The organism is uncultured Capnocytophaga sp. (assembly GCF_937936315.1).
In the GTDB taxonomy this organism is placed as follows: Bacteria; Bacteroidota; Bacteroidia; order Flavobacteriales; family Flavobacteriaceae; genus Capnocytophaga.
In genome coordinates this window covers 1-13,125 of the sequence record NZ_CALGWU010000019.1, presented here as the reverse complement: position 1 = coordinate 13,125, position 13,125 = coordinate 1, and the positions used below count along the sequence as shown (strand labels likewise).

General features: G+C 41.6%; 15 protein-coding genes. All 15 read left to right on the top strand.

From position 1 onward, the window contains the following. Window positions 1-383 (top strand): WG repeat-containing protein (locus Q0162_RS02530; protein WP_297888611.1); only part of this gene is annotated, 383 nt, incomplete at its 5' end. A 102-nt stretch (window positions 384-485) separates the two neighbouring features. After that, window positions 486-758, top strand: coding sequence for a transposase (locus Q0162_RS02525; RefSeq protein WP_297888608.1), 273 nt, complete (start codon window positions 486-488; stop codon window positions 756-758). 221 nt (window positions 759-979) lie between these two features. Then, entirely contained in the window at window positions 980-1,411 is a 432-nt protein-coding gene (locus Q0162_RS02520; protein ID WP_297888605.1) for a hypothetical protein, read from the top strand. Window positions 1,412-1,439: 28 nt separating this feature from the next. Beyond that, entirely contained in the window at window positions 1,440-3,107 is a 1,668-nt protein-coding gene (locus tag Q0162_RS02515; RefSeq protein ID WP_297888603.1) for a formate--tetrahydrofolate ligase, read from the top strand. Between the two features lie 121 nt (window positions 3,108-3,228). Continuing rightward, on the top strand, window positions 3,229-3,804 hold the full coding sequence (locus Q0162_RS02510) for a TerD family protein (protein ID WP_297888602.1): 576 nt from the start codon (window positions 3,229-3,231) through the stop codon (window positions 3,802-3,804). A gap of 82 nt (window positions 3,805-3,886) precedes the next feature. Next, window positions 3,887-4,990 carry a toxic anion resistance protein gene (locus Q0162_RS02505; RefSeq protein WP_297888599.1) on the top strand — a complete coding sequence of 368 codons (1,104 nt, stop codon included), beginning with the start codon at window positions 3,887-3,889 and terminating at the stop codon, window positions 4,988-4,990. A gap of 3 nt (window positions 4,991-4,993) precedes the next feature. Continuing rightward, window positions 4,994-5,950 carry a hypothetical protein gene (locus Q0162_RS02500; protein ID WP_297888596.1) on the top strand — a complete coding sequence of 319 codons (957 nt, stop codon included), beginning with the start codon at window positions 4,994-4,996 and terminating at the stop codon, window positions 5,948-5,950. Between the two features lie 48 nt (window positions 5,951-5,998). Beyond that, window positions 5,999-6,553 carry a TerD family protein gene (locus Q0162_RS02495; protein ID WP_095898964.1) on the top strand — a complete coding sequence of 185 codons (555 nt, stop codon included), beginning with the start codon at window positions 5,999-6,001 and terminating at the stop codon, window positions 6,551-6,553. A gap of 63 nt (window positions 6,554-6,616) precedes the next feature. After that, window positions 6,617-7,276, top strand: a complete 660-nt coding sequence (locus tag Q0162_RS02490) for a TerD family protein (RefSeq protein WP_297888591.1) — start codon at window positions 6,617-6,619, stop codon at window positions 7,274-7,276. Window positions 7,277-7,291: 15 nt separating this feature from the next. Beyond that, on the top strand, window positions 7,292-7,711 hold the full coding sequence (locus Q0162_RS02485; protein WP_297888588.1) for a hypothetical protein: 420 nt from the start codon (window positions 7,292-7,294) through the stop codon (window positions 7,709-7,711). A 57-nt stretch (window positions 7,712-7,768) separates the two neighbouring features. Continuing rightward, window positions 7,769-8,407 carry a VWA domain-containing protein gene (locus Q0162_RS02480; RefSeq protein WP_095901926.1) on the top strand — a complete coding sequence of 213 codons (639 nt, stop codon included), beginning with the start codon at window positions 7,769-7,771 and terminating at the stop codon, window positions 8,405-8,407. Between the two features lie 2 nt (window positions 8,408-8,409). Then, window positions 8,410-9,048, top strand: coding sequence for a VWA domain-containing protein (locus Q0162_RS02475; RefSeq protein WP_278636479.1), 639 nt, complete (start codon window positions 8,410-8,412; stop codon window positions 9,046-9,048). 28 nt (window positions 9,049-9,076) lie between these two features. Beyond that, complete coding sequence (locus Q0162_RS02470) at window positions 9,077-10,120, top strand: TerY-C metal binding domain-containing protein (protein ID WP_297888584.1); 1,044 nt, start codon at window positions 9,077-9,079, stop codon at window positions 10,118-10,120. Beyond that, on the top strand, window positions 10,120-11,496 hold the full coding sequence (locus Q0162_RS02465; RefSeq protein WP_297888580.1) for a PP2C family serine/threonine-protein phosphatase: 1,377 nt from the start codon (window positions 10,120-10,122) through the stop codon (window positions 11,494-11,496). Before Q0162_RS02470 ends, Q0162_RS02465 begins: the two co-directional genes overlap by 1 nt. Before the next feature lies 1 nt (window position 11,497). Beyond that, complete coding sequence (locus Q0162_RS02460; protein WP_297888574.1) at window positions 11,498-13,006, top strand: kinase; 1,509 nt, start codon at window positions 11,498-11,500, stop codon at window positions 13,004-13,006. Window positions 13,007-13,125: the final 119 nt, after the last annotated feature.

Genomic DNA, 13,125 nt, shown 5'->3' with positions numbered 1-13,125 from the left:
GGGGTTTTATAGATAAAACAGGTAAAGAAGTGATTCCTATAAAGTATGATGATGCAGGAGGATTTTCAGAAGGATTAGCAGCCGTAAGTCTAAATAACAAATGGGGTTTTATAGATAAAACAGGTAAAGAAGTGATTCCTATAAAGTATGATGATGCTGAAAGTCCTTCAGAAGGATTAGCTAAAGTAAAATTGAATGATAAATATGGCTTTATAGATAAAACAGGCAAAGAAGTGATTCCTATAAAGTATGATTATGCAGGAAGATTTTCAGAAGGATTAGCAGAAGTAGAGCTAAATAACAAATGGTTCTATATAAACCAAAAAGGAGAATGTGTGAAAGACTGTAATAATGCCCCTGCCAACCACCCCATAGCCAAATAACTTTTAAAAAATGAAGCTGTTTAAACTTTTTCCTATAATAAAATAAAAGTTCCCGAAAATTAGTAATTTTGTGTTTGAGAAAAACACCAAAATTCAGGAACTTTGGGCAAAGATACAATAAATAATTGGATTATTTCCTTTTTAAGTGTAGGAAAAAGAGGATTTAAAAGTAATTTTGATTTAGCTTCAATATTTTTATTGATTCTCAAGAGATTAAAAACAGGGGTACAATGGAGAGAACTTCCAATTGAGGTCTATTTTGAAAAAGGAGAAATCTCTTGGCAAAATGTCTATTACTACTTCAACAAATGGAGTAAAGATGGTAGCTTTCAGCGAGTATGGTTGAATCTATTAAGTAAGAAGAAAAAAAGTTAGATATGTCTTGCGTTCAATTGGATGGTAGTCATACACGTTGTCGCCAAAAACTTGACGGATATAAAGGTTTGATAATGAGATATGAGTATCTTGATGTGACTTGGATTGGAATGCTTCTATTAGGTTTTATCTCCAAGTTCCTAAAAAAAGTTTAAACACGTTTAGTGTAAAACAAAACAAGATAATTTCTAAAGACTACCTTATTGCAGAACTTACACCAGATGCTATGGTGGTGTTACAATCAATATCTGACATATGGTAAAAATGAGAAGGCTCCACAGCAAGGGAAACCACTCACAGATACAGACATTTCTCTTATTGTAGATGTTTTGGATAAACCTGATAAACTTATTTCATTAGGACATATAGAAAAACATCAAGCTGAAACTTATTTATTTTTGAAAAAGAATGAAGATAATACGGTTGTAATTATTGAAGTATTTGGTAGTAAAAATAATAAATTACGGTTAAAAAGTATGTATAATAGTGTTAAATCAGAAGAGAAGATAATAGAAGATGAGTTAAAATCCTTACTCAACACGCCCGATAACGCTTCTAGGTTATTAGCCCAGCGAGTCTATGACTTTAACTCATCTTCGGGTACAAAAGTACAACATCTTTTGCGATTTACCAAAGAATTGTCAATAAAATAAAACTACTCCACAAAATTATCAATTATTTATGACCGACTTAGAAATCGCCCAAAAGGCACAGATGCTCCCCATCAGAGAGGTAGCTAAAAAACTAAACATCAGCGAGGACGACCTCGACCCTTATGGAAAATACAAGGCTAAGCTACCGTTGCACCTCATCAATGCCGAGAAGATGAAATACAGTAAGCTGGTGCTGGTTACAGCTATCACTCCTACGCCTGCGGGTGAGGGCAAGACCACGGTGAGCATTGGTCTGACGGAAGGACTTAACAGAATAGGCAAAAAAGCGATTGCTGTATTGCGAGAACCGTCGTTAGGACCTGTTTTTGGTATCAAAGGAGGGGCAGCTGGTGGTGGCTATTCGCAAGTGGTGCCTATGGAGGATATCAACTTGCACTTTACGGGCGACTTTTCGGCTATTGAGAAGGCTAACAACCTTTTAGCAGCGGTTATCGATAATAATATCCAGAGCAAAACCCACTCTATTGGCATCGACCCTCGCACCGTAGTTTGGAAGCGTGTAATGGATATGAACGACCGCGCGTTGCGCCATATAGTAGTAGGTTTAGGCGGTGCTACACACGGAGTGCCTCGAGAAGATGGTTTTAATATCACTCCTGCTTCCGAGATTATGGCAATATTGTGCTTGTCAGAAAGTTTTTCTGACCTCAAAAGGCGCATCGGCAACATCTATGTAGGCAAAAAGTTTGACGGCACCCCTGTATTTGCCCGCGATTTGAACGTGGTAGGGGCAATGGCACTACTGCTCAAAGAAGCTATCAAGCCTAACCTTGTGCAAACCCTTGAAAACAATCCCGCTATCTTGCACGGAGGTCCGTTTGCCAGCATAGCCCAAGGGACAAACACTGTTTTGGCTACCAAAATGGGACTCTCATTAGGCGACTATGTAGTTACCGAAGCAGGTTTTGGTGCCGACCTTGGGGCTGAGAAATTCCTCAACATCAAATGTACTTCAGCAGGCTTAGCCCCCGATGCAGTGGTGATTGTAGCAACTATCCGTGCCTTGCGTCATCACGGAGGGGCTAAAAAAGAAGAGTACAACGCCCCTTGCTTGGAAAAAGTAAAACTCGGTATTGCTAATTTGGAAAAACATATCGAGAATGTACAACTCTTTGGACTCAAAGCAGTGGTAGCAATCAACTATTTCCCTAACGATAGTGACGAAGAAATCGCCTACATAAAAGAGGTATGTGCTCAAAAAGGAGTGCAAGCGATTGTGAGCAAAGGGTTTAGCGAAGGAGGTAAAGGAACTGAAGAACTTGCCCACGCGGTGGTTGCTATAGCTGAGAGTGGTGAGAGCCACTTCAAACCGCTGTACAGCAATGAGGCAAGTATAGAAGAAAAAATCACTACGGTAACTACTAAAATCTATGGAGCGAGCAAGGTGAACTATAGTGGCAAAGCGGTGAGTCAGTTAAAGCAAATAAACAAATTGGGCTTTGATAAAATGCCTATCTGTATGGTGAAAACCCCTAAATCGCTCAGCGATGACGAGAAAAAACTCGCCCGCCCTACTGGTTTTGAGGTAACCGTGCGCGAGTTTGAATTTGCTTCAGGAGCTGGCTTTGTAATCCCCATCTTAGGTGATACAGTGCGTATGCCAGGACTCCCCAGTGTGCCTGCTGCCGAAGGTATGGATATAGACGATGAGGGTATCATCACAGGACTCTCGTAATTTGCTAATTTTTAAATTTGCAAATTTCCTAATTATTATTATCTTTGCACCATATTAATTAATAAAATAACATCCCCTCAGTTAGCTAATTAGCTAATTGACTAATTAACAAATCAGTATTATGGCAATCAACTTACAAAAAGGACAACGTATAGACATAGGTCTACAAAATTTAACTATAGGATTAGGCTGGGATCCTAATGAGGGTACTGGCTACGATTTCGATTTAGACGCTTCGGCTTTTATGATAGATGCTCAGCGCCTTATCCCTTCAGAACCTTTCTTTGTGTTCTACGGCAATACCGATTCTCCCGATGGTGCCCTCCACCACACTGGCGATGACCCTACAGGAGGTAATAGTGTCGATGGCGATGACGAAAGTATACAAGTAGATCTCGCTAAAGTAGATCCACGAGTAACCGAAATTCTTTTCGTGGTAACCATTCACGACGCGCTTAACCGCAAACAAAACTACGGACAAGTGCGCAATTCCTACATCCGCATCGTCGATAATGCTAACGGCGAAGAGGTAGCTAAATACGAATTAGGTGAGGATTTTTCTATAGAAACAGCCGTAGAATTTGGTCGTCTCTATAAACACAATGGCAAATGGAAATTTGAAGCCTCAGGCATTGGCTACAAAGAAGATTTAGCATTTTTCCTTTCTAAATACTACAAAGGAGAAATTATTAAATAACTAACTAACAAATATAATTAATATTTCATTTGTGAAAGTAGTGCGAGTTTTTAATAACTCACATCAAAATATCTTAAACATTATGGAACAAACCTTAGAACTACAAGTACTCGATACAAATGCTCAAGTAATCGATAAGAACGGCAATGTAACTCTTCAAAATCTTACACCTGCCGATACCTCTAAGTACGAACTTATCGCTGCCAATATAGAAGAAACAAACCCTAATTCAGTAATCAACTTTGGTGCTGAGTTACAAAATACATTGGCTTCACAAAGTGATAGTTTTTTGAACAATGTACGCCGCTCTAACTCTGGTGAGGTAGGCGAGCTCATCAATAAACTGCTTGTCGAACTCAACTATGTAGATGTAGATGAGCTTGAAGGCAACGGATTTAAAAAATTCTTGCGCAAAATACCCCTCTTGGGGCGTATGGTAACTACAGTAGATAATATTTTTGCCAAATACGACAAAATAGTTAATAACATCACCGATATTTCCAATAAGGTGAATGCAGGTATCATCAATTCTACTAAGGATAACGCAGTGTTGCAAACGATTTTCGGTAGCAATGTTGATGCGATTAAAAAAATTGAAGAGTACATCATTGCAGGTAGTTTGCGCTACGAGAAAACCAAGCAAGAACTCGCGCTGATGGAAGCAAACCCCGATGCGTATCAAGATTATCAAATTTCCGATAAACGTGACTTTGCCAACCGCTTAGACCGCCGTTTAGCCGATTTGAAAGTAGTGCGCTTCATTATGTTGCAGTCGTTACCTCAAATCCGATTGATACAGAACAACAACGTGTCTATAGCCGAAAAAGCACAAACCATCCTCACTACTACTTTGCCTGTTTGGAAAAACCAACTTACGTTAGCTGTAGCTTTACACCGCCAGCAACAGCATATCGAGGTACAACAACGTGTATCGCAAACCACCGAAGAAATTTTGCGCAAAAACGCTCAACGCCTCCAACAGAATACTGTGAATGTCGCTCGTGCCAACGAACAAACAATCGTGTCTATCGATACCTTGCGCGAAACCACTACTTCACTTATCAATACCCTCAATGAGGTGAAACAAATCCAGCAACAAGGAGAGCAAAGTCGCCGCTTGTTGGATAACGAATTGCAGAACTTAGAAACCACTCTTAAAAACCAATTGCAAAACAAAAAGGCATAACACTTGGGAACAGAAACAAAAATACTGAATGATAGCAAACGGAGGTTGCAAAAACTCAAAATATTAGAGAACTTTTTTAAACAAACCGACTTGGTAGGTATAGTGGTACGTACCGAGATTATCCATTCATTTTTTGAAAAAAACACCGAAGCCTTAGATGTGAACAAGTTGGAATTGTTCCACTTGCAGTATACCGATAGCCTTATCGAGCTACTCACCAAACTCAAAAAGCAAAAGGAAGCAGCAATTACCAATATTGATACTGAAATAGCAGCCCATAAGGATTATATTGCGCAGCTGGCACGCCAAGGCAAAGCTGAAAACCGTTTTGAAACCGACCAGCGGTATCACGAGGCTGAGGTATCGGCGGTGTTTCAAGCCGCTTATAGTATCCTCACAGGTAGTTACAAGCCTTACAATCTCACAGCTATCCGCAGTTTTCCTAACCACTATGCCGAGGAGTATTTTCGCGACGATGATGATATCACCCATCTGTTAGTAGTGCCAGGAACGAAACTCTACACCTTAGAGGGGCTGAATATCGAGCGTCTATTGCTCTCCCGTTTGGCGAGCAAAAACTTCAAAGTGCGTTTTATGTGTGGTTTCAATGTAGATTTCCAAATTTTTGAGCTCTTTAGAATTCTCGGATCCGATGATGAGTTTATTTGGAACTTGCAAACCAATGGTTTCTATTTGCTAAAAGATGCCTTCAAGCACCAACTGAATCGCGAAAAAAACGTGAGCAATGGTCATTCGTTAGTAGGGGAGTTGGAACGCAAAATAAGAGACTTAGAAGAAAAACGCAAAGAGATACGCAACAGTTTCCCCGAGGATGTAAAAGAACTCTTGGCAAAATATCGTGAAACCATTGACAACAACAACCTTACTGATGAACAATTGAATATAGAGGAAGAAAAAAACATCCTCACCTCTATGCTTGATTTAAACCTAAACAAGTAACACCCCAATTGGCAAATTTGCTAATTGACTAATTAATAAATTAATTTTATGGCAATCAACTTACAAAAAGGACAAAGAGAGAGCATCAATGCTCCTAAATTCACCGTAGGTTTGGGTTGGGATACGAACAGCTCCACTACAGGTACTGATTTCGATTTAGACGCCTCGGTATTTATCTTAGGCGAAAACAAAAAATTGTTGTCAGATAGCCACTTCGTGTTCTACAACAATCTCAAATCACCTAATGAAGCAGTAGTGCACACCGGCGACAACCGCACAGGAGCAGGTGATGGCGATGATGAGCAAATCCTTGTCGACCTCTCTAAAATAGAACCTAATGCAGCCGAAATCTGCATCGTAGTAACTATTCACGAAGCTGCTCAACGCGGACAAAATTTCGGTCAGGTACGCAATTCATTCATCCGCATTTTCGATTCAGTTACCAATCAAGAAATGCTAAAATACGAATTGGAAGAGGATTTTTCTATCGAAACAGCTGTAGAGTTCGGTCGTATCTACAAACGCAATGGCGAATGGAAGTTCGAAGCGGTAGGTATGGGAATGAAAGGTGGCTTGGAAGACTATCTTAACAAATACAATTAACTGAATTATAAACCTCTCAATTAGCAAAATCTCTGCTAATTGATTAATTTAAAAATTATTTTTATGGCAATCAATTTACAAAAAGGTCAAAAAATCGACCTACGCAAAGAATCTGGTGAAAAACTACAAAACTTCTGTATTGGAGTGAACTGGGGCGCTATCGAAACTAAAGCTCTCTTTGGTTTGATGAAAAACAAACAAGATGTGGATTTAGACCTTAGCTGTGTGCTTATCGACGACAACAACAACGTTTGCGACCACCTCTATTCTCCTTTGTACAACATCCAAATCTTGCAACAATTCGGTCTTCCTAAAGGAAAATTAGATACCAGCGACGGCGCTCTTCACCACACTGGTGACGATTTGCAAGGCGATAAAGGAGGTGACGATGGTCTTGATAACGAAATTATCACTGTAAACTTAGATCGTGTAGCTCCTAATGTATCTAAAATTTTCTTCTTCCTCAACAACGTAGGTAAAGAAGACTTTTCACAAATCCCTTATGCTAAAATTCGTATGTTCGAAGGTACACCACAGCGTGTAAACTCTGTGTTTGCCTCTTACAACGTAGCTGCCGAACCTGCTTACGCTGGCAAACGTGCTCTTATTTTGGCAAAACTCTACAAGAGAAATGGCGAATGGAAATTTGATGCTATTGGTGATCCCGTAGACGATTCTTTCCTTGGTCAAACCATTCACCGTATTGTTCAAAACTATTTGTAATTCAAAAGTATTATTATGAATGATATTAACAACGTTGAAGGCTTGTCTACAAACCAAATTCGCGATTTAGTAAATCAAGGAGGTAAGTTTGTAATCTATACTTATTGTATATCTCTGGTGGTGGTTACTTTTAAACGTTCTAGTGGCATCTACTTTATCAAACCTGGTAAATCAAGAGTTACACAAGGTTTAGGCTGGTTTTTCCTTACCCTTATATTAGGGTGGTGGGGTATCCCTTGGGGTCCTATCTATACCATAGGTTGCCTATACAATGTGCTTTCTGGTGGTAAAGATGTTACTTTAGAGGTAATGAGCTTTATCAACCAGAACGATCCTGAGTATGGAGCTTCTGGGTATGGGCAAGGCTTAAACCAAAATGCTTCAACCTATGGAGCAGGATTGAATAACAATAATTCAACATACAACATATCATAAAAACAGAGAGGCTGTTCCTCACCTTTAAGGCAGCCTCTTTTCTTAACATATCACACTATGAGACGACTTCCCGTATACCTCCTCTTAGATACTTCTGGCTCAATGACGGGCGAACCTATAGAGGCAGTGAAAAATGGCGTGCAGATGATGGTGCACTCACTGCGCCAAAACCCTCAGGCTATCGAAACTGCTTTTGTGAGCATCATCACTTTCGATTCCGAAGCCAAACAACTTATTCCCCTTACCGATTTAGCTTCTTTCCAAACGGTAGACCTCAAAGCTGCTGGCACAACAGCACTTGGAGCTGCCTTGAGCCTCCTCGCCGATAAATTGGAAAATGAAGTTACCAAAACAACTCTCGAACAAAAAGGCGACTGGAAACCTATCGTTTTTATTATGACCGATGGTGTCCCTACCGACGATTGGCAAGCGGGATTCCAAAAGCTCAAAGCCGTGAAAAAAGGTTTGATAGTAGGATGTGCCGCTGGTAATAACGCCGATGATAAAGTGCTTAAGGAAATAGCCGACCAAGTAGTGCGCCTTAGCAATACCGATGCCGATAGCATTGGCAAATTCTTCCAATGGGTATCAGCCTCTATTGCGACTACCTCTACCAAAGTAGAAGAAACAGGTATCGACCTTACCAAAAAAGACCAACTCCCTCCTCCACCAAGTGAATTAGTAATTGTTTCCTAACGATGAACAGACGACTCTTAGCTTATTTTCTTTTAGACACTTCAGGCTCAATGAGCGGTGAACCTATCCAAGCCCTCAACAACGGCTTCTATGGGCTCATCAATATGTTACGCAACGACCCTCAGGCAATGGATTCCCTCCATTTGAGTGTCATTACTTTCGACCGTGAAGTGCGCAACATCATCCCGCTGATAGATTTAGCTTCTTTTCAGCCTATCGAAATCAAATGTCCCGAAAGTGGACCTACTCACACAGGCGAAGCCCTTGAAATGGTGTGTGATTTGGTAAAAACCGAACTCATCAGAGGTTCAGCGCAACAAAAAGGCGATTGGAAACCGCTTTTGTTTATCTTTACCGATGGCAAACCTTCTGATATACAGAAGTATCGTGAATGTATCCCTAAAGTAAAAGCCTTAGATTTTGGTGTGATTGTAGGTTGTGCCGCAGGCCCCAAAGCCGAAGTGTCCTACCTCCAAGAACTCACCCCCGATGTGGTAAAACTCGACACCACCGATGCCAATATGCTTACTACCTTTTTCAAATGGGTGAGTTCATCTATAGAAATGGGTGGTAAATCACAAGGCACCGGTGAATCAATGACCCTCCCACCGCCACCACGTGAACTCAATTTAGTAGTATAATTCTTTTCACTTTTCACTTTTCACTAATATGCGCAGACTCCCCATTTATTTCCTCCTCGACGTCTCCGAATCAATGGTCGGTGACCCCATAGAACACGTGCAAGACGGTATGGCTACAATCATCAAAGAACTCAAAGCCGATCCATTTGCACTCGAAACCGTTTGGCTCTCTATCATTGGCTTTGCGGGCAAAAGCAAGGTCATTACGCCTTTGCAGGATATCATCACTTTCTATCCGCCCAAGATTCCTATCGGCGGAGGTACTTCCCTCGCTAGTGGGTTCAACGAACTGATGAACGCTATCGACCGTGAGGTGGTGAAAACTACCCTCGAACGCAAAGGCGACTGGAAACCTCTCGTTTTCCTCTTCACCGATGGTATCCCTACCGATGACCCCGCTCAAGCTATCGAGCGTTGGAATGCTCATTACCGCCGCAAAGTGAACTTAGTAGCAATTTCGTTGGGTGAGAACACAAACTACAACCTCTTGGGGCAACTCACCGATCAAGTCTTGCAGTTCAACAACACCAATGCAGCTGCCTACAAAGAATTCTTTAAGTGGATTACAGCCTCTATCAAAACCACCAGCGAGCAGGTGAACAACACCAATACCGATGCTATCAAGCTCGCCAAACCCGATCATCACCTCATCGAAAGCATCGACCTCACCAAGCGCCACGATGTCCCCGATGAAAACTTCGTGGTCATTCGCGGAAAGTGTTCTAATACCCAAAAACAATACCTTATCAAATTCCAAAAAAGCTCTCGCAGTTCGGGTATCTACGGAATGCAAACCCGTATCTATATGCTGCAAGGAGCTTATAAAATAGACGAGAATAGCTATAAAGAATTCTCTAACGAAACGAACTACGCCCTCAAAGTATCGTCGGACGAACTGATGGGCAACCCTTCTTGCCCTTGTTGTGGCAATGCCTATGCTTTGGCAACCTGCTCTTGTGGCGGCGTGCACTGCATCTCTGGCGAAGGCGAGAACAGCTGTCCGTGGTGTGGATCAGTGGCTAACTACGGTATGTCCGATGAAGAGTTTGACATCAATAGAACCTTAGGCTAATGGACGAAATTATACAAACTATCATCAAAGGGGAACATCCCAATGGGCAACCCAATCCGCGTGTAGTAGCCAAAGTGCTCTCTATACTCTCTCAATCCGAAAAAATAAGCAGTTTAGCGCATCAACTACAAGAAGAAGTGAAAGAAAAATACTATATACACTACGAAATTGAGTCTTTTCAAGATGCTCATTTGCCAATTGCCAATGCTAATGCTAAAAAGGACTACAATTTCAGTTTTAATTTAGAGGAATTTCCACATATACACATCTCTCGCATCAGTCATTTAGAAGAGTTTGGGCTCACTTTCTCCCCCGATACTCGCACTATTGAGGGAAAACCTACTATGGCAGCGAGTACCGAGTTGGAAATTCACTTCTATTGCACCACCGACCCCGATTTGATTGAACGGGTAAAACGAGTGCCTTTCATCATCAATCCCGATCCCAAAGACCTTTGGCAAAATATTCCTTTAGATAAAGAAGCGCGTTTCTACAAAACCGAAGAAGCTACCCTAAAAACCTCTTTCTTAGACAAAAAACTCGTAGTTGCTTCTAAACGTGGCAGGTCGCACGCTCACCAAGGAGGTGCTCGTGACGACGATTTCTACACTTTGCCCTTGCCTAACGATTGGCAAGTGATAGCCGTCGCCGATGGTGCTGGTTCGGCTAAATTTGCTCGCAAAGGCTCCGAAATTGCCACTCATTTTATTTGCGACAGTTGCAACGATAGCGATTTTCTAAACACAATCGACCAAGAGGTAGTTGCTTATTTCGCAACAGCGGAAGACCTTACGCACAAGAGCAATATTGTAAATGCCATTTATCGCAAGTTGCGAGAACTTTTCCGTCATTTAGAAGATTTTGCTAACGCCGAAGAAATTGCGCTGAAAGACCTTCATACAACACTCATTTTTGCTTTGGCTAAAAAATACGATTTTGGTTATGTGCTACTTACCTTTGGTGTGGGCGATTGCCCTATTTGTATTCTAAATGAAGCTCAAACCGAAGTGCAATTGCTCAATCTATTAGATATAGGTGAATTTGGCGGAGGTACGCGTTTCATCACTATGCCCGAGATTTATTCTAACGATGCCGAAATACCCGTAGGTAAACGCTTTGGCATTCATCGCTTTAACGATTTTTCTAAACTATTCCTGATGACCGACGGCATCTACGACCCTAAGTTTGTAGTGGAAAACAATCTTACTAAAATAGAACGTTGGAATGATTTCTTAGCCGATCTCAATGGAGAGAACGACGACCATTGTCAAGTCGATTTCCAAAACGATAACCAAATAGACCAGCAGCTCCTCCAGTGGCTCGACTTCTGGAGCAAAGGCAATTCCGACGATAGAACCCTCGCGATTATTTATTAAAATGAATACAATCACTGTAAAATCAATTATAGATACATCCAAATCCTACCAATATGTAGATGATGGCAACCCCAAACGTGGAGGAGTGAAAGATGTGTACTTCTCTCCCGATCGTCGTTATGTGGTAGCTTTCTTCCGCGACCCCTTAGATTTTAACCAAAAAGAACGCGTCAAGCGCATCGTCTCTCTGTATTTGGAGAATATCAAAAAAGGTAACGCCCCCGATTATTTCCTCAACGAGATTTTCCGCTGGCCCTACGATGCTGTTGAAAAAGACGGCAAAACAGGGGTGATTGTTCCTATCTACGACCGTAAATTCTTCTTTGCCAAAGGACGTGTCGCCGACGACGGACTCAAAGGCGAGGAAAAAAAAGGTAAGTGGTTCACTACCCCTTCTTTCCGCGATCCTCAGTATCCACTCTGTTTGGCACCTTCGGAGTTAGGCGATTGGCTTAGCTATTTCCAAATCGCTATCAATATCTGTCGTGGTATCAAAAAAATGCACCAAATGGGGCTCGCACATTCCGACCTCTCTTACAATAATATCCTCATCGACCCCGTAACCAAATCAGCAAATATCATCGATTTAGATGGATTGGTTGTACCTGGAATGTTCCCTCCAGAGGTTATAGGTACTGCCGATTTTATAGCTCCTGAAGTACTTAGCACCAAACATTTAGATATCAAAGACCCTAAACGTGCACTGCCTAACCAAAAAACTGATTTGCACGCTTTGGCAGTACTTATATATATGTATCTTTTGCGTCGCCACCCGCTCAAAGGTAGCAAAGTATGGGATTTAGATGCCGAAAAGGATGAATTATTAGCGATGGGGGAGAAGGCACTCTTTATAGAACACCCCACCGATGCTACCAATCGTGTAAAACCCGACCAGTTGCGCAAATGGGATGCCTTTTGGGGTGACCCCGCCAAATTGCCTTATACCATCACAGGTCCCTACCTCACCGAACTTTTCAACCGCGCTTTCATCGACGGATTGCACAACCCAATGTTGCGTCCTATCGCCAATGAATGGGAAACAGCATTGCTCAAAACTGTAGATTTGATACAACCTTGTAGTAACCCAAGTTGTACTCAAAAGTGGTATGTGTTCGATAATACCGCTCGCCCTAAGTGTCCGTTTTGTGGTACCCCTCATCGCGGTAGCCTCCCCATCGCCGATTTGTATTACAATGCAGGTAACAATGTGTGGAAACCCGAAAATCACCGCTTGATGGTATATCACAACCAATTCCTTTTCAAGTGGCACGTATCGCGCAAACTCATCCGCAACGAGAATCTCACTAACGACGACAAAAAACCTGTAGGTTATTTCACTTTCTATCAAAATAGATGGGTACTTGTCAATCAATCCCTCCCCGATATGAAAGACGTTACCGAAAACAAACCCATTCCCATTGGCACAATGGTAGAGCTCACCAATGAGAAAAAGATAATACTCTCAAACGACGAAGGCGGCAGATTACTTTACATCACCTTAGTAAATTAATCCCACCCCAAAAAAATGTACCACCCTCTCTTTTCCAACCTTCAAACCTCCATCACCACCCTCACTCCGAGTCTCTCCGAGTTTTTCTTCAAAAAATATTTCTCTCATTTTCAACTAAC